This is a genomic window from Streptomyces sp. A1136 (assembly GCF_004795055.1).
GTDB lineage: Bacteria > Actinomycetota > Actinomycetes > Streptomycetales > Streptomycetaceae > Streptomyces.
This window is the reverse complement of sequence record NZ_SSBJ01000014.1, coordinates 48,689-66,240: the sequence shown is the minus strand read 5'-3', so window position 1 is coordinate 66,240 and position 17,552 is coordinate 48,689. Positions and strand designations below refer to the sequence as shown.

At 74.1% G+C, this 17,552-nt stretch carries 12 protein-coding genes; 7 read left to right on the top strand and 5 right to left on the bottom strand.

Translation table 11 applies throughout. From position 1 onward, the window contains the following. The first annotated feature begins 55 nt into the window (after positions 1-55). Genes E6R62_RS15660 through E6R62_RS15645 form a run of 4 tightly spaced genes read left to right on the top strand, consistent with a single transcriptional unit; the run spans position 56 to position 4,025 of the window. On the top strand, positions 56-1,006 hold the full coding sequence (locus E6R62_RS15660; RefSeq protein ID WP_240801706.1) for a 3-oxoacyl-ACP synthase III family protein: 951 nt from the start codon (positions 56-58) through the stop codon (positions 1,004-1,006). A 34-nt stretch (positions 1,007-1,040) separates the two neighbouring features. Continuing rightward, entirely contained in the window at positions 1,041-2,987 is a 1,947-nt protein-coding gene (locus tag E6R62_RS15655; protein ID WP_206308732.1) for an HAD family hydrolase, read from the top strand. Next, a complete protein-coding gene (locus E6R62_RS15650) occupies positions 2,944-3,180 on the top strand; it encodes an acyl carrier protein (RefSeq protein WP_136214038.1) in 237 nt (78 codons plus the stop codon). Before E6R62_RS15655 ends, E6R62_RS15650 begins: the two co-directional genes overlap by 44 nt. Beyond that, positions 3,177-4,025, top strand: a complete 849-nt coding sequence (locus E6R62_RS15645; protein ID WP_136214037.1) for a 4'-phosphopantetheinyl transferase superfamily protein — start codon at positions 3,177-3,179, stop codon at positions 4,023-4,025. Before E6R62_RS15650 ends, E6R62_RS15645 begins: the two co-directional genes overlap by 4 nt. 12 nt (positions 4,026-4,037) lie before the next feature. Here E6R62_RS15645 and E6R62_RS15640 read toward each other — a convergent pair whose 3' ends face one another. Continuing rightward, positions 4,038-5,075, bottom strand: coding sequence for a LuxR C-terminal-related transcriptional regulator (locus E6R62_RS15640; protein ID WP_136214036.1), 1,038 nt, complete (start codon positions 5,073-5,075; stop codon positions 4,038-4,040). Between the two features lie 187 nt (positions 5,076-5,262). Between E6R62_RS15640 and E6R62_RS15635 the strand changes: the two genes are divergently transcribed. After that, positions 5,263-5,469: a hypothetical protein gene (locus E6R62_RS15635; RefSeq protein ID WP_136214035.1), complete on the top strand. Its 207-nt coding sequence runs from the start codon at positions 5,263-5,265 to the stop codon at positions 5,467-5,469. Between the two features lie 69 nt (positions 5,470-5,538). Here the strand turns inward: E6R62_RS15635 and E6R62_RS15630 are convergent, their stop codons facing one another. Then, the gene (locus tag E6R62_RS15630) at positions 5,539-6,297 is read right to left on the bottom strand and encodes a 4'-phosphopantetheinyl transferase (RefSeq protein WP_136214034.1); all 759 of its coding nucleotides are present in this window, start codon (positions 6,295-6,297) and stop codon (positions 5,539-5,541) included. Positions 6,298-6,684: 387 nt separating this feature from the next. On the opposite strand from E6R62_RS15630, the gene E6R62_RS15625 reads away from it, so the two are divergent. Further along, a complete protein-coding gene (locus E6R62_RS15625) occupies positions 6,685-9,528 on the top strand; it encodes a LuxR family transcriptional regulator (RefSeq protein ID WP_136214033.1) in 2,844 nt (947 codons plus the stop codon). Positions 9,529-9,803: 275 nt separating this feature from the next. Continuing rightward, positions 9,804-10,757 carry a polyprenyl synthetase family protein gene (locus E6R62_RS15620; protein ID WP_136214032.1) on the top strand — a complete coding sequence of 318 codons (954 nt, stop codon included), beginning with the start codon at positions 9,804-9,806 and terminating at the stop codon, positions 10,755-10,757. Between the two features lie 24 nt (positions 10,758-10,781). Here E6R62_RS15620 and E6R62_RS15615 read toward each other — a convergent pair whose 3' ends face one another. The 3 genes from E6R62_RS15615 to E6R62_RS15605 all read right to left on the bottom strand — a co-directional run bounded on the left by E6R62_RS15615 (position 10,782) and on the right by E6R62_RS15605 (position 17,531). After that, complete coding sequence (locus E6R62_RS15615) at positions 10,782-12,617, bottom strand: AMP-binding protein (protein ID WP_240801694.1); 1,836 nt, start codon at positions 12,615-12,617, stop codon at positions 10,782-10,784. Beyond that, positions 12,614-14,785: a LuxR C-terminal-related transcriptional regulator gene (locus tag E6R62_RS41750; protein ID WP_276615591.1), complete on the bottom strand. Its 2,172-nt coding sequence runs from the start codon at positions 14,783-14,785 to the stop codon at positions 12,614-12,616. Before E6R62_RS41750 ends, E6R62_RS15615 begins: the two co-directional genes overlap by 4 nt. A gap of 202 nt (positions 14,786-14,987) precedes the next feature. Beyond that, on the bottom strand, positions 14,988-17,531 hold the full coding sequence (locus tag E6R62_RS15605) for an AfsR/SARP family transcriptional regulator (protein WP_136214031.1): 2,544 nt from the start codon (positions 17,529-17,531) through the stop codon (positions 14,988-14,990). Between the last annotated feature and the right edge of the window lie 21 nt (positions 17,532-17,552).

Here is a 17,552-nt window from a genome sequence, read left to right as displayed (position 1 = left end):
CGTGTTCATTGCCGCCGGCGGCAGCGCCCTTCCCGGCCCGCCCGTCTCCAACAGCATGCTCGGCCAGGCCCTCGGAGTCAGCGACGAGTGGATCGACGTGTTCGTCGGCACGCGAACCCGGCACTTCGCCCGGGACCTCGCCACCGGGGAGGTCCGCGCCTCATTGGCCGACCTGTGTGCCGAGGCGGGCGCCAAGGCGCTCGCCGCCACGGGCCTGGACGCGGCGGACATCGAGTTCCTGGTCTTGGCCACCGCCACCCCGGACCGACTGCTTCCCACCACGGCCGCCCAGGTCGCCGACCGGCTCGGGCTCGACCACCTTCCGGCCTACCAACTGCAGTCCGGCTGCTCGGGAGCGTTGCAGGCGGTGGAGCTCGGCGCGGCGCTGCTCGGCGCCGGGGCGGGCGCCGGGCTGGTGATCGGCGGGGACGTCACCCACCGCCACCTCGACCTGCGGCCCGGCGCGGGCCGGCTCCCCGGCCGCGAACTCGTCAACTACGTCCTGTTCGGGGACGGGGCGGGCGCGGCCGTGCTGACGGCGGAGCCGGCCGGGGAGCGGGTCGCCGTACGGAACATCGTCCACCGGCTCACCGGCCTCGGCCGGGCGCCCGGACAGCTCCTGGACTGGTACGGCATCAGCGACAGGGAGTCGGACCGGCCGATGCTGGCCGAGGACTACAAGGCGATCGAGGAACAGGTGCCGCAGATGGCGGCGCAGCTGCTGTGGGCGCTGCTGGCGGAGACCGGCTGGCAGCCCGAAGACGTCCACTACCTTTTGCCGCCGCAGCTCTCCCGGAGGATGACCGAACGGATCACGCAGCGGCTGACCCTGCCCTGCGCGCAGGAGATCAGCTGTGTCGCCGACACCGGGAACACGGGCAACGCGCTGCCCTTCCTGCAAATGGAGCGGCTGTTCGACGTCATGGCGCAGGGGGAGCGGGCGCTCGTCCTGTCCGTCGAGTCCAGCAAATGGATCGAGGCCGGACTCGGCCTGGAGAGGCTCTGAGACGGCCGTGGAGACATGGGGGAGGGGCACCTCGGTGTCCGCGGAGGGGCCGGCCCGGACGGGGGTGTTGGACCGGCTCCGTGCGTTGCGGGACCAAGGCCGGCTGGAGGATGCCTACGACACGGTCGCGGCACTGCTGGCCCGGGACGAGGTGGAGGACGACCCGGCCCTGCTGCGCCGGATCGGGCGGATGCTGGCCGGGGTGGACCGGCAGCGGGTACGCGACCGGCACCCCGACATCCCCGTGGTCACGATCGGGATCACCGGGCAGTCCACCGTCGGACCGGTGGTGGACCCGCTGACGGCCGAACTGGCCCGACACGGGCTGCTGTTGGAGCCCGTCCTCGGTGACCACGGAGCCTACGTCCAGGACCTGGCCGGGCCGGGCGGTCCGTTCGGGGCGGCGGAATTGGTCCTGTGCCTGCTCGACGACGAGACGGTCTTCGGCCGCGTCCCCGCCGTGTGGCGGCCGCAGGACGTGGAACGCGCGGCGGGGGAGGCCCTGGAGCTGCTCACCGGCTTGGCGGCCCGGCACGCGGGCGAGGGTCGGGGCGTCCTGGTCCTGAACACCGTCCCGCTGCCCCGGGAGCGCACCCATCAGCTCGTCGACCACCGTTCGCGGGCCGAACTCGGCGCCGTTTGGCGGGATTTCAACAGTCGGCTGCTGCGGCTCGGTACGAGCGGCACCGGTCTGGTGGTGCTGGACCTCGATCCGCTGATCGCGGAGGGCGGGCCGGTGCACGACGTGCGGCTCGCCCGATACGCCCGGTCCCGGCTCGGCGGACCTCTTCTGGCTGCGATTGCCCGCGAAGTGGGCCACCTGGTCCGGTCCCGTCACGGTCTGACGCGCAAGTGCCTGGTGCTCGACCTCGACCACACCCTGTGGGACGGGGTGCTCGCCGAGGACGGTGTCGACGGCATCTCCGCGGCGGGTGAGGGCCGCGCCGAGGCATTCGGGGCGTTCCAGCGGGTGATCGCCCAGATCGCCGCGCAGGGCGTACTGCTGGCCGTCAGCAGCAAGAACGACCGCCAAGAGGTGTCGGCCGCGCTCTCCGGCCTTCCCGGCGCGGTGCTGCGCGAGCGGGACTTCGCGGCCATCCGTGCCGACTGGGGGCCCAAGGACACCCAGGTGCGGGACATCGCCGAGCGGCTGGGCATCGGCACCGGAGCCCTGGTCTTCGTGGACGACTCCTCGGCCGAGTGCGCGCGGGTCCGCGCCGCGGTGCCGGAGGCCGCCGTGGTCCGCCTCGACGACGAGCCCGCCCTGCACGTCACCCGGCTGCTGCGCGACGGCTGGTTCGACACGCCGAGCCTCACCGAGGACGACCGGGACCGGGGCCGTCGATATCGCGCCGAATCACAGCGCTCCGCAGCCCGCCGACTGGCCGGCACGCCGGACGGATTCCTGCGTGACCTCGAAACCACCGTGGATCTCGGTCCACCCGGACCACACGACTGGTCAAGAGCCGCTCAACTCACACAGCGTACGAACCGGTTCAATCTGACAGGACTGCGGCTGACCGAAAAGGAGGCGGAGGCTGCCGCGGCCGGGACCGGTGGCCGGGTGCTGCTGGTGGCCCGCTCCTGCGACCGGTTCGGCGCGAGCGGCATGGTGGGAGCGGTGCTGGCGCGACGGACCGGCGGCGTCCTGGACATCGAAAACGTCTGGCTGAGCTGCCGGGTCCTGGGCCGGGGGATCGAACAGGCCATAGTCTGCGCCCTGCTGGAGCGCGCGCGCACCGACGGCTGTACGGCGGTCACCGCCCGCTATCGGGAGACCCGGGCCAATGGCCGGGCCGCCGGGTTCTACCCCTCCCTGGGCTTCACCGAACGCGGCCGGGATGCGGGCGGGCCGTTGTTCCACCACGACTTGACAGACATCCAAGCAGTCCCCGAATACATCGAGCTGCGCATCATTTCGGCCGGAAAGGACAGAAGTGGATCTGGGGAGCCTCGACGATTTCCACCGATTGCTCCATGATGAGTTCAGTCTTGACCTGAGGGCGCAGGGGCCGGGTACCCGGCTGGCGGACCTGCCGCAATGGGACTCGGTGCTCCTGCTGCAGCTCATCACCCTCATAGAGGAACAGACGGGACGACGGCTTCCGGTCCGGCCCATCCTCGAAGCCGGCACGATCGAAGACATCCACGCTTTGGTGAAGGAGCAAGAATGACGGCCCCCCGAAAGACGGCCGTAAGAGCGCCGCTTACCACCCCGGTCGAGGTTGCGGACTGCTCGGACGCAGCCTGGAACCAGGTCCGCGAGGACCTGCGGGAGACGGGCTCCGCCCTGCTGTGGGCGCGGATGTCCGAGCTGGGGCGACGGCTTCCGCAAGGGGACGGACTGCGCGCACTGCTCGGTCGCGACTGGACGCGCTACTTCGAGCTGGCCCACGAGGACGTACGCAGCCGCTACGCGGCCTCCCGGTTGCTGCTCAAGTACGCGGCCGGCGCGGTGCTGGGCAGCGACCCGGTCCAGTTGGAGCTCACGTACGGGCCGACGGGCCGGCCGTACCTGCGTGGCTACGACCAGATCGACATCAGTCTCAGCCACACGGGCGACCTGCTCCTGGTCGGACTGACCACCCGTGGGCTGATCGGGGTCGACGCGGAGAGGACGGACCGTCCGATGTACCGGGACGGGCTCGGCCGGCACGTCTGTACGCCGTACGAGCTGATCACGCTGGCCGCGGTGGAGGAGCGGGAGCGCAATCCCTCACTCGTACGGCTGTGGACGCTGAAGGAGGCATACAGCAAGGCGATCGGCCAGGGGATGAACTTCCGGTTCACCGAATTCGGCTTCGGTCCGGACGGTCGGCCGATCCAGGTGCAGCGCCCGGACGGCACTCCCGGGGCGGGGGACGAGTGGTCCTTCCGCACCTTCGTGATCGACGACGAGTACTGCGTCAGCAGCGCCGTCTACGACGCGGGCTTCGGTTCCTCGCCGGACACCGACATCACCACGATGCTGGACCAGGATTGCGTGGACACCATCAGCGACGTCCTCGGCAGGGTCTGAGGGCCAGCCGGGTCAGAGCAGTTCGTCCTGCGGGGTGTCGAGGATGCCGGACATGGCGACGTTGAAGCCGGCCTGGAAGCGGCTGGTCGCCTCCAACTCCTCGGTGATCTCCGCGATGTGGCGCCGGCAGGTCCGCACGGACATGCCGAGGCGGCGCGCCACCATCTCGTCCTTGAAGCCCTTCGACATCAGTCGCATGATCGAGTGCTTGACGTCGTCGGCGGTGGCCGTCACCTTGTTGCCGTCCGGCGCGAACGGCGTAGCCCCGTCCCACAGATGGTCGAAGACGGAGCAGAGGAAGGACACCAACGTCGGTTCGCGGACGATCGCCGCACCCGGGGGCCGACCGGGGCACGCGGCGCGTTCCGGCAGGAAGGCGATCTCACGGTCGTAGACGAACAGGCGGTCGATCAGCTCGTCGGCCGTGCGCACCTCCCCGCCGGCCGCGGTCACTTCACGGACGTAGGCGCGGGTGGGCAGATCACTGCGTGCGGTGTGCTGGTAGAGGGTTCTCATCTGTACGCCCCGGCCGAGGAGTTCCAGTGCCGATTCCCGGGCGGCGGGCAGGATCTCGGCCGGGCGGGGCCCGCCGGGCTGGATGATGAGCAGTTCGCTGCGGCAGGTCTGGCGGCGCTCGTCGATCGTCGATTGCACCAGGGCGGCGTCGGTGATCAGGTCGAAAGCCTCGACGCGATTGCGTTCCCGGCGGCCCTCGAAGTAGAGGGGCGTCAACGACAGGAGTTTGGACCGTACGTCGGTCACGGCGGCCTGGAGGTCGCGGATCTGCCGCTCGGCGGCTCCGACGAGGTCGGCCGCAGCCGCGTCGGGCCCCACCGGCACCAGGACGGACGGGTCGCCCGGCATGGGCTGGAGCAACTTGAGGTGACGCAGCACCTGTTCGGTGCGCTGGATGTCCTGAGGGGACAGACCGAGCTGCTCGGCGACGACCTCCCTGTCGAAACGGCCCGTCCGGACGGCCTGTCCGTAGGCGGACGCGCTCGTGTCGTCCAGCTCCGTGAAGCCCGAAGCGGTGTATTCGCTCCCTATCATCCGTGCCGCTCCCCCGAACTCCGGCGCATTTGTTGTCATGCAACATTACGCCACCGTGAGGGGTTTGGTCTGCGCCGATGATCGCGGGCACTCTGTTGGGGACAGGCGGGGGCAGCCGGAGAAAGTTCAAATCGAAACTTTACGGCGAAGCCTCTTTGGGGAATCTTTACCGTTTGGGGGACGAGAAATGGGAAGCTTCGTGTGGAGCGTACGGGTCGGCGTGTTCGCTGTGATCACCCTCGCTCTCGCGCTGTGTCTTTCCGTGGCGGGCGGCGCCCAAGCCGCCGGCACTTACCGGGCCGACGGGTCCGGCGCCCACGTCCAGGTCGATTTGGGGGCGATCGGCTCGGTTCTGGGCTCGGTCACGATCCCGGAGGACGACCGCTGGAACTGATGCCCACCCTTCGGACGGGCATCGAAGTGCCGGTGAGGCCCTCCAAGCGCGTCGCATGGGGTGCCCGCGTCATACGGCGGTCAGGACCCGGCCGCCCGACGCGCAGGTGCCTCTGAGCAGGTCGATCCCGCCGTCCTCGTCGAGGGAGGCGGGGGAGGCGGGGGAGGCGGGGGAACCGGCGGTGTGGGCGATGGCGCTCACCAGAAGCCCGTCCTGGGCCGCCCAGCGACCCCGCAGCCCCCGAGGGGCACGGGCGCTCGGCGCGGGGCCCGTCAGCAGCCGGACGTGGAACGCGGCCCGGTCGGGATCCAGCACCACCAGCGCCTCGTGGAAACCGAGTTCCCGTCCCGTCAGGGGATACCACGTTTTGAAGACGGACTCCTTGATGCTGAACAGCAAACGGTCCCAGGCCAGCTCGGGACGCGCGGCCAGCAGGGCCGCCACCTGCCGGCGCTCCGGGCCGAGGGCGACCACGTCCAGTATCCCCTCGGGCAGGGGCTCGTCGGGCTCGGCGTCGATCCCGAGGCCGACGATCCGCGAGCGCGGCGCCAGCGCCGCCGCCCGGTACCCCTTGCAGTGCGTCATGCTGCCGGTCACGGAGGGATCCCAGGTCGGCGCACCCCGCTCGCCCGGCAGCACCGGGGCGGCCGGCAGACCCAGCCGCGCCATCGCCACCCGCGCGCACCAGCGGACGGCCGTGAACTCCTCCCGACGCTTGGGCACGGCGTCCCGGACCAGCTCGGCCTCCTCGGGGAAGAGCGCGGCATCCACCGGGTCCGAGCGCACCTCGACGGCGACGACGTCGGGCGGCAACAGAGAAGAAAGCATGGCGACCCCTGTGGCTCTCGGAATGGCTGACGGGCAGGTCTCCACCGTCCCAGCGGTCGGCCGCCGTCGCGGGGTGCGAAGGACCGAACGGGCCGGGGTGCCCCTCGGGTGGGGGCGGATCCGCCACCTTGCTGCCATGCGCGGCACCGTGACCGAGGGGCACGGCCGCACGGCGGTCACACCCCGCACCGGGGGTTGCCATGCGCTTGCCATACGGCCGGCCGTGCGCTCTTGCGCCTACGGGTCGATTGCGTCGCGTACAAAAACGCCTTCGCACGTGACGACGGAATTCACGGGTGTGGAGAAGTGCGCTGCCGCCGCGGGGGACCGTCTCAGAAGAAATCCGGGTGTCGGAAAACGGAATACGGGCTTTCAGGGGGGCACCACATGAAGCTTGTGCAACGAGCAGCCGAGCTCGAAAAGCTGGAAACGATCCTCGCGTCCTGTGCGGGTGGAGAGAGCGCCACCGTCCTGATCGAAGGCCCCGTCGGGTGCGGCAAGAGCGAACTGATCACCTTCGTGGTGCAGCTCGGCATCGCCCTCGGAGCCCTGGTGCTGCGCGCCACCGGCACGGCCGCCGAACGGCGGCTCCCGCTCGGCGTGCTGGGCCAACTCGCGGCCGGCAGCCGCGCCGGACTGCTCACTTCGGGCGGGCGGACCGCGCGCGGCGGCCAGGGCGAGTCGATGGAACTCTTCAGTACCTCCGTACGCCGGCTCGCCGCCCCCGGCGCGCCCGTGGTGATCTGCGTCGACGACTGGCAGCACGCCGACCACCTGTCACGCTCGTACCTCCTCCATCTGGCCCACAGCGCACGGGCGTCGGGCATTTTGCTGGTCCTCGGCCGGACCGTGGACGGGCGCCCCGGCGACCCGCTGCCCGCCACCGACCTGATCCGGCTGCCCCACCTGGTCCGGCTGCGTCCGGCACCGCTCACCGAGGGCGCCGTCGCCGAGCTGGCCGAGGCGGGGGCGCTGCCGGGGGCCGCCCGGGACAGTGGGCGGCTGCGACGGATCAGCGGCGGCAACCCGCTGCTGCTGCGCGCCTTGTTCGAGGAGCTCGGTCCGGCCTACGGCTCCCGCGCCGACACCGCTGACGACGATGGAGCGCAGTCGCAGTCGCAGTCGCAGTCGAAGGCGCAGTGGCAGCCGGAGCCGGAGCCGGACGGCGCTTTCGGCCTGGCCGTCCTGGCCTGCCTGGAGCGCAACGGCCCGGGGACCGTCGAACTCGCCCGCGCACTCGCTGTGCTCGGGGGGCTCGCCTCGCCCGATACGGCCTCCGCCTTGCTGGGTACGCCTGCGGCCGCTGTCGGGCGCACCGTCGAGACGCTCGACCGGGCGGGTCTGCTCGACGGGTGCCGCTTCCGCCACCCGGCGGCCCGCCGGACCGTGCTGGACGCGACACCCGCCGCCGACCTCGCCGCTCTGCACGCCCGGGCGGCGGCCGTGCTCCACGACGCCGGGGCCGAGGCCCCCGCTGTCGCCGCACACCTGCTCGCCACCGATGCCCCGGCACCCGACTGGGGGGTTCCCGTGCTGGAGAGCGCCGCCGGCCAGTTGCTGTCCGCGGGCCACGCCCAACGCGCCCTCGCATGCCTGGAATCGGCCGCCGCCCAAGTCACCGAACCGGAGGAGTCGGCCCACATCCGGCTGCGGGCCGTCGCGGTCGCCGCCCGGCTGGACCCCGCGCTCGCCGAACTCCGCCTCCGTACGCCCTTGGCGGCGGCCCGGGCGGAGCGGCTCGGTCCATCCGCGCTCGGTGCGCTCGCCCGGGCACTCACCAGCCACGGCCGGCTCGACGAGGCGGCGCAGGTGCTGGCCCTGCGGGCCGCCGCCGGGCCCGTCCCCGGCGAACGCGGCGGGTCAGGCGGCCACGACCGGCCCCAGACGCACGGCCGGGCCGACGGCTACGACCCCGACCCGCTGGACGGACTCTGCGCCTTTCCGCGCAGGATCTCGATGTCGCGCGGGGAGAGCCCGGTGCGCCGGGACGGGGGCGGGTTCCCCGCGTACGGCCAGGGCAGGGACGAGCCGGTGGCCACGCCGACGGCCCTGTGGCATCTGCCCGAGGGAAGCCCCGCCGCCGCCGTGGCGGCCGCCGACGATTTCCTGCGCGGTGTCTCGCCCGGTTGCGCCGCCGTCGAACCCACCCTGCAGGCCCTGCGCACGCTGCTCTACCTTGGCGGCGCCCAGCACGCCCCGCACTGGTGCCGGCACACCGCCGCCGAGGCCGATCGGCGCGGTGCGCCCGCCTGGTCGGCACTCCTGCGCACCGTCCATGCCATGGCCCTGCTGCGCCTGGGTGATCTGGCGGGAGCCGAGCGGGAGGCGTCGGCGGCCCTGGACTCGGTGCCGCGCGGTGCCGGCAGCGCCCTGATGAGCGCTGCCTCCGGCACGCTCGTGCGGGCCCGGCTGGCGCTGGGCCGGACCGACGGGGCGGCGGAGGAACTGGCCAGGCCCGTGCCGGACTCGGTCTTCGCCTCGGTTCCCGGTCTGGAGTACCTGCGGGCCCGCGGCCAGTTCCACATGGCGGCCAGCCGTTACCACGCCGCACTCGGCGACTTCCTGGAGATCGGCCGGCGCATGCGACGCTGGGGCCTGGACCGCCCGGTGGTCATGCCCTGGCGTACGGAGGCCGCAGAGGCCCTGCACCGGCTCGGCGAGTCCCGCCAGGCCGAGCGGTTCGTCGCGGACCAGCTCGCCATGCCCGACATGGCCGACCCCTGGGTGGAGGGCATCTCGCTGCGCGCCCGGTCCGCCCACCAGGAGCCGCGCAAACGGCAGGTCATGCTGGCCCGGGCCGCCGAGGCGTTGCGCCGATCGGGTGACCGCTACGAACTCGCCCGCACCCTTGCCGAGTTCGCGCGGGTGCTACAGGACTGCGGGGAGACTAGCCGATCCGTCATGGTCGGCCGGACCGCCTGGCACCTGGCGGACGAGTGCGGCGCGCAGCCGCTGCGCGACACCATCGCCCGCCCGGGTCCGCAATCGGCCGCGGAAGCGCCCGCGCCTCCGGTGACCTCGTACGCCGAACTGGTCCACCGGCTCAGCGATTCCGAGCGCCGCGTCGCGGCGCTCGCCGTACGCGGGGACACCAACCGGGAGATCGCCGAGAGGCTGTGCGTCACGGTCAGTACCGTGGAGCAGCACCTCACCCGGGCGTACCGGAAACTCGGCATCACGCGGCGGTTGGAGCTGCCGGTCGAACTCCAACTCATCGGCGCCGAGATGTAGCGCCCGTCGACGGTCCGCCCGGGTGCGGTGCCGGCGCCGCCGCCGCACCCCTGCCCGCAAGGCCACCGGCAGTCCGCTGGTACAGCCGGTTCGGCCGCTCCGCCTATGGCAGGCTCATGGCAAGGGTGGCCGGTGCGCCGTATCGGATGGCAGAGGTCAGTCGCAATTCGGGTCCGCGCGGTTCCCCGGTCCGGGTGGGAGGCCCCGTACCCTCCGCGATCCGGGGCCAGGTCCCGCACGCTCGGTCATAGGCGCGACCCACCGAGGGGGCACACATGACGAACGACCGGCCCGCGCGGCCCACCGCGACGCCCGCGGTGCTGCGCGACCGCGTACTGGAGCGGGCCGAGGCTCGGATCGGGGGCCTGCTCGCCGAGGAGCACGGCCACTGGGCCGTCGAGGACCGCCATGCGGCGGCCCTGGTCAGTGATATCGCGGCCGTGGTCCGCACGGCCGGGGACCGGGTCCGCCCGGTCCTCTTCCTGACCGGTTACCTGGCGGCCGGAGGCGACCCGGAGTCGGGACACGCCGTCGATGCCGCCGCCGCCCTCGAATTCCTCGACGCGGCCTTGTCGATCCGCACGGACACCAGGGAGGGCACGGCGCTCCGGCGCGGCCTGCCCACCCTGCACGTCAGCCATGCCGCCGAACACGAACGCAGCGGCTGGCGCGGGGAGTCCCGCCGCTTCGGCGAGGGCACCGCGGTGCTCGCGGGGGACCTCGCCGTCTCCTACGCGGACCGGCTCGCCGCCGGACTGCCCGAAGCCGCCCGGCAGGTCTGGGACCGGCTGCGCGTCGAGCGGGTGCTCGGCATCCACGCGGCCGTCGCCGCCGGAGCGGCCTACCAGGACGATCCGTGGCCGGGCCCGTGTCTGACCGGAGGTTGCCGGCGCGGTTGCGCGGCCGGATGGTACGCCGTACGGCATCCGCTGCTGCTCGGCGCCGCCCTTGCCGGGACACCCGAACTCAGCCCCTACTACCGGGATTTCGCCACGCGGCTGCATGCCGCCTGGAGATTGCGGGGCTTCCTCGCGGGCGGCCCGGAGTTCGGCGACGAGGCGGCCTTGTTGCGCGATGTGCTCTTCGACGCGCGAAGCCGCGCCGGAGCCGAACGCCGCATCGGCGAACTGGCCGCGGAGGCCGCCCGCGTCCTGGCTCGCGCGCCCCTCGCCGACCATTGGCGTACCGACCTCACCGCCCACACCCGTCTGTTGACGGACTGCGCTTGACGGAGGTTCGCGAGGCCCTGTGGCCTACTGCCCGGTGGGCCCCTCGTGGCGGGGGTCGAGGCGGGGCATGCCCGGTCGGAGGCGTTCCAGCCATGCGCGCAGGCCGTCCCTGAGGAGTTCGCCGCGGTCGTCCCTCGGGAGGGAGCCCACCAGCTCCAGCCGGATGGGCAGGAAGCCCTCGCCGACCCCCCGGGCCGTGAGGTGCTCGCGCAGTTCCAGCAGGCCCGGCGGGGCGTCCTCGGCCTCCGGTACCACCACCGCGCAGGGGCGCTCGCCGAGGTCGGGATCCGTGTGGCCGAGCACCACCGCCTCCCGGACGCCCGGGTGCGCGCGCAGTTCCCGTTCAATACGGTCCACCGGCACCAGGAACAGGCCACCGGTACGGGTCGTGGCCCGAGCCGTCACCTGGATGCCGCCGAGGCCGTCGGGCTGGCCCCGGTCTCCCGTGTCCACCCACCCCTCGGCGTCCTCCCAGGTCGCCACGGGAGCGGGAGCGCCGTGCGCCCAGGTGGCCAGGCAGACCGAGGGGCCCCTGACCCGCAGCGGGACGGACTCCTCGGGATGTGCGCCGTGCCCGCGCAGCAACGGTGACACCTCCAGGCCGGCCAGCGGCATCCCGTCGCTGGCGCCGTCGCGTTCGGCCGGGGTGTCACCCCGGGTGAGGGTGCCCATGCCCAGTTCGGGCGCGCCCCAGACCATGCGGACCGCAGCGCCGCCCAACGCGTCCGCCAACGCGGCCGGCAGCGGGGCCGCCGTGCCGGTGCGACCGCCGGACAGCACCAGGCGCAGGGAGTCCGGCGTGCGCGGTCGCCGTAGCTGGGCCGCCAGCACCTCGGACCATTGGGCCGGGGCGGCGTACGCCTGGTGGACACCCGCCGTCTCCAGTAGGTCCAGGCAACCGTCGGGGGACCACAGCTCCTGGTACACCCCGCTTCCGCCGACCGCGAGCGGCCAGCAGACGGCGTACAGGATCGAGGCGAGGGAGGTCAGCGGCAGCGCCGAGAAGAACACCTCGCCCGGCCGGCGCCCCGGCCCGGTCCGGTCGTCCTGGCCGCTGATGTTGGCGTACAGCGTGTTCGGCGTGTGCAGGGTGGTGGTGTACCGGTCCTCGCGTACGCCCATCACGGTCACCATCAGGCAGATGCGGTCCGCCGCTCCGGGGGAGGGCGGAGGGCGTCGGCCGTGCGGGCCGCGCTCGTGGGCGGTGCGCAGGAAGTGGTCGTGGAAATCCACCGTGCCGTCGGGGACGTCACTCCGGCCGGTGCCCGCCCCCGCGCCCGCCCGCTCCGTTCCGGCGGCCACCACCTGGTGGCGCAGCCACGGCAGTCCGGCCGCGATCCGGGCCAGCGCCTCGGCGTGCGGGTAACCGTCCCAGACGTCCGGCACGACGCACACACGGGCCTGCGAGGCCGTCAGGATGCGGGCCAAACCGCGCGAGCGTACGGTCGGCAGCACGGGAACCGCGACCGCGCCCAGCCGCATGCAGGCGAGGGTGAGCGCAGCCGTCTCCCAGCGGTCGGGGAGCTGATAGGCGACGGGATCGCCCTCGCGGATGCCGAGGGCGGCCAGTGCCGCGGCGAACCTCTCGACGTAGGCGGCCAGTCGGGCGTAGTCGAGCACGACGTCCCGCCGTCCGACCGGGCGGTGCGGGCGGTGGGAGACGAGAGCGGTCCGGCGGGGGTGCCGGGCCGCCGTCCGGCGCAGGTCGTCGATGAAGGTGTCCGCGCGCCACCAGCCCTGCGCGCGGAAGGCGGCGGCCACGTCGGGGGGCGGTGTGATCGCCGCCAGCGCCCCGGCCACGTCCGGCGGCCCGATCGACGGCTCGACCGCTCGGGTGGCCGCCCCCTCGTCCCGGTTCACGCCCACTGTCCCATCGCCCAGGCCACCTGGATACGGGAAGAGCAGCCGAGCCGCCGCATGATCTGTCGCACGTGATTGACCACGGTCCACTCGGACAAACCCAGCCGCTCCGCGATCTGTCGATTCGTCAGGCCCTCGGAGACCAGCATCGCGACCTGCACCTGGCGCGGGGTCAAGGTGCGCGGCGCCTCGCCGGACACCCTCGCCGCGTCGCTGTCCGTGTCGGTCGCCACGGGGGAGGACAACGCCTCCCGCACCGCCTCGACCGGACCGAGCGCCCTCCCCTCCGCCCACGCCGTGGTGTACGGGCTCCAGCCCAGGCGGGACAGCACGCCCTCCCGCGCCCGCGTCACCACGGCCTCGTGGTCCTGCGGAGCCCGGGAGCCGGTCCCCTCACGAAGTGCGGACGCCGCGGCCAGCAAGCGTACGACCCGCGGCTGCTGGGCGGGGGTCACCCGCAGCACGTGGAGCGCGAACTCGTCCAACACCAGCGGAAGTACGGTCCGGTCGCCGGTCTCCCGGCACAGCCGCAGGCTCTCCCGCAGCAGCGCGCCGGCCCTGTCCGGGTCGTGCCCGCGGGTGAGCGCGGCCGACAGCCGCAGCGCTTCGGCCAGGCCCCGATCGTCCCCGATCCGGCGCAGCAGGCCCAGCGCGCCCTCCAGCACGTGCGCCGCCCGGTGGTCGCGGCCGAGGGCGCGCAGGACCGCTGCCAGCGTGGTGGCGGCCCGGGCCGCGGGACCGACGGCGCCGACGGCGTCCAGGGCGGACACGGCCGGCTCCAGGGCGGCCAGTGCGCCCTGCGGATCACCGGCCGAGAGGAGGGCCGCCCCCAGGTGGGCGGTGACCTGTGAAGTGAGCCTGCGGTCGCCGAGCGGTTTGCAGACGGCGAGGGCCGAGCGGTGACGGCGTACCGCGTCGGCGGCATCGCCGATCGCCGCCGCCAGCACCCCGGAGAGGTCGGCAAGGCGGGCCGCCGGCGATTCGGGTAGGCCGCCCGCCTCCAGCAGCCGATCGCACCAGCCGAGTCCCGGGCGCAGCATCCCCTGTGCCAGCCACGGCTCACCGCAGGCAAGAGCCGTCGCGGCGGCGGCCGCCCGGTCGCCCCGGGACCACAACCGGTCGAGCGCGGCCCGCAAGTTCGGGGCCTCGGCGGAGAAGACCGCCAGCCAGCGGGCCTGGTCCGTGCCCGTGAGCCGGGGCGCGGCCGATGCCGCCAGTCGGGCGTACCGGTCCGCGTGGTCGTCCGCCGCGGCCTCGGCACGGCCCGCCTCCTCCTGGCATCCGCGCAGGTGCGAGCGGACCGGTTCCGGCACGGCGTACCGGGCGTCGGCGTGGTCGTCTCCGACCAGCCGCAGCAGACCCCTGTCGAGCAGGGCGTCGAGGGCCGGTCCGTCGGAGCGGTCGAGGGCCACGGCGCCGAAACCGGGCTCGTACCCGGCCAGCCGTTCCAGCAGGGCGCGCGCCTGCGTGTCCAGGGAGCGGCAGCTCCACTCGGCGAGCGCGTCCAGGGAACGGTGCCGGGCGGGCGCGGAGGCCGGACCGCCGGACAGCGTGCACGGTCGGGTGCCGAGCCGGGCCAGCAGGACACCGGGAGGGTAGAGCCGCATCCGGCCCGCGGCCAGTTCCAAGGCCAGCGGCAGCCCTTCGAGGAGGGTGCACAGGGCCGCGACGTCCCGGGCGTTGTCGGCCGTGAGCGCGAAGCCGGGGCAGGCCGCGGCAGCCCGCCGGACGAACAGCTCCACCGAGGCGATCCGCGCGAGTGCCTGGGGATCGTCCGCGTCCGCGGGGCGGGGCAACGGCAGCGGCGCGACAGGCACCAGCTGCTCGCCGTACACCCCGACCGGCTGCAGGCCGGTGGCGAGCACCGTGAGCCCGGGGATACGGGCCAGCAGCGCGGCCACTTCGTCGGCGCGGGCCTCGGCGCCGTCCAGCACGAGCAGCGTGCGCCCGGCGCCGCCGGCGCCGTCCAGCTCCCGCGGATCGGTCCGGACGTCGCCGAAGGCACCGGCCGCGTTCTCGGCGGCGACGGAGGCCAACCGGCTCTTCCCGACGCCGGCGACCCCCGTCACCGTGACCAGGCGCGTACGGGGGTCGGCCAAGCGCGCCTCCAAGGCCTCCCGTTCGGCCTCCCGTCCGACCATCGCCTCCGTCGGGGCGAATGCCGGCACGGACCCGCCACGGAACGCCGCCCCGAAGGCCGCCCCCGGCCGAGGCACGGCTACCGGCCCGGAAGCCGCCCGGGCCGCAGGCCCCGAGGCCGGCCCGGACGCGGGAACGGACACCGGCCCCGAGGTCGGGCCCGGTGTCGGGTCGGGCGGGGCCGTCACCGGCCGCCGCGCGTGTTGCGTGGACTTCATGTCTCCCCCATGGTCAGCGCGGTGTCCCGCACCGCAGGCGCCAGATCCCGGGCCGTACCTCGACCGCCCGGCCGGATCCGGCACCGGAGGCCGCGTCGTTGCCCAGGGCACGGCGGGCGTAAGCCTCGCGGTGGCGGTCGCCGAGTGCCCGGGCGAGCGCCACGCAGTCGGCCAGGGCCCCGGCGGCGTCCGCGCCCGCTCCGGTCTCCAGGGCGAGCAGCGCCTCTACGCGCCGCACCTCGAACCGCCCCGCGCCGGGGCGTGCGTGTCCGGTCGCGAGGGCGTGCCGTGCCGACGTGAGCAGGGCGTCCGCCTCGGCGACGAGCCCGCCTTCCAGGCGTAGTTCGGCGAGCCCGGCCAGGGCCCGGGCCGCCTCGGCGGCCGCGCCGGCCGCGGTCGCCGCCCGGGCGGCCCGCGCATAGCGCTCGGCGGCCCGATCGGCCATCCGCTGTTGCCAGGCGAGATCGCCGAGCGAACGGAGCATCCGGGCCTCGGCGCGCCGGTCGTCGACCCGCCGGGCGGCATCCAACGCGAGGGTGTGTACGCCCTCCCAGTCGTCCCAGGCGGCGGCGCGTTCGAGCGCCCCGGTGACGGTGTCCGCGAGGAGTATGGTCTGCGCCCACAACCCGGCGCCGTGCGCCGCACGGACCAGCCCCGCGTACCGCCCCAAGCCTTCGGCGTCCGTCGGGCCTCCGCCCGGCTCCGCGGCGGCGGCCGCGTACGCGGCGCACATCCTGGAAGTGGCCGCCCGGACCGCCTCGACCGGCTCGCGCGCGGCGAGCAGCTCCGCGGCCAGGACGCGCAGCAGCTCGGGCAGGACGTAGGTGTCCGGGCCGGGGGCCAGCAGCAACTGCCGGTCGCACAGGGACTCCACGAGCGGTGCGGCCTCGGCCGTCGCCAGGTCCAGCACGGCAGCCGCGGCGACGAGCGGGAAGCCGGCCGCGGGCAGCAGGCCGAGCAGCCGAAACGCCCGGCGCCCGGCCGCGGGGAGCTCGTCATACGCGGCTGTCAGCCGGGCCCGTACGTCGAATTCGCCGATCCGCAGAGCGTCCAGGCGGGACGTCTCGTCGCGCAACCGTGCGGCGAGGACCTCGCCGGTCCAGTGCGGGCGGGCCTTGAGCTGTACGGCCGCGGCGCGCAGCGCGAGCGGTAGTCGGCCGCAGAGCGCCGCGATCTCCTCGGCGGCGACCGGCCCCGCGCCGGCGAGCACCTCGGCGGCGGCCGTCCGGCCGAGAAGACCGAGCCGCAACGAGTGCATGCCGGGGGCTCCCGCAGGCAGCAGCCGGCCGGTCACGACGGCGGCGCTGCCGGGGGTGGTCGGCAGCAGCGGTCGTACCTGCGCCACGGATCGGGCGTTGTCGAGCACGAAGAGCAGTCGCCGCCCGGCCGTGAAGGTGCGCAGCGCTTCCAGGGGATCGCCGTCCGGCTCCGGGGTACGGCCCGCCTCGGAGGCCACCGCCCGTGCCCGGCGCAGCAGCCGCGCGGCGGCCTCGGCCGGGGCCAGGACCGGACCGCCGTCCGGGGCGAGATCCAGGAAGAGGACACCGTCGGGGAAGGCGGTGGCCGCCTCACGGGCCGCGGCGACGGCGAGGGCGGTCTTGCCCGAGCCGGGCAGCCCCGTGATCGCGACCCAGGACCCGGGGCGGGCGTCGCGCAACCGGCCGACCAACTCGACGCGCTCCGCGTCGCGGCCGGCAGGCGGGCCGTCGTCCGGCGGAAGCCAGTCGGTATTGCCCGCCGCCGGGGCTGCCGAGAGGGCCACCGGCGCGGCCGGGAAGGCGGGGAGCGGGTCGCCGTCCGCGCGCAGCAGCTCCTCGTGCAGTCGGCGCAGGCGGACACCGGGCTCGACGCCCAGCTCCTCGATCAGGGTGCGGCGCACCGCCGCGTACGCCTGGAGGGCCTCGGCCAACCGGCCGCTGCGGAACAGCGCCGTCATCAGGTGGGCGTGCAACTCCTCGCGCAGCGGGTACGTGGACACCAAGGCGCGCAGCTCCGCGACGAGTTCGCGGTCCCGGCCGAGCCGGAGATCCGCGTGGACCCGCTGCTCCAGGGCCTCCAGCCGCGCCTCGGTCAGCCGCGCCGCCGCGCTCTCCAGCAGCGGCCCGTACGGCACTCCGGAGAGCAGCGGTCCGCGCCACAGGTCCTGCGCCTGCCGCAGCAGCGCCGCGGCCCTCTCGTCGTCGTGCCCGGCGAGCGCCTTGCGTCCGCGCTCCCTCAGGTCCTCGAAGACGGCGAGGTCAAGCTCGTCGGGGGCGGCCCGCAGGAGATAACCGGGCCGCCGAGTCAGCAGGATGCCCTCGCCGTGCCGGGTGCTCGCCGAGCGCAGTGCCTTGCGGATCTGGGACACGTACACGTGCAACGTGGTCATCGCGGTGCGCGGCGGGGCGTCACGCCACAACTCGTCGACGAGGCTGTCCACGGACACCACTTCGTTGGCCCGCACGAGCAGGGTGCCGAGCACCACCCGGAGCTTGGCCGGGCCGGGGGTGTGCAGACCCGCGGTAGCCGGGCCCGGGTCTCCCGCCACCTCCAGCGGACCCAGGATCCGGAATCTCATCTGGGACGACCTCTCGAACAC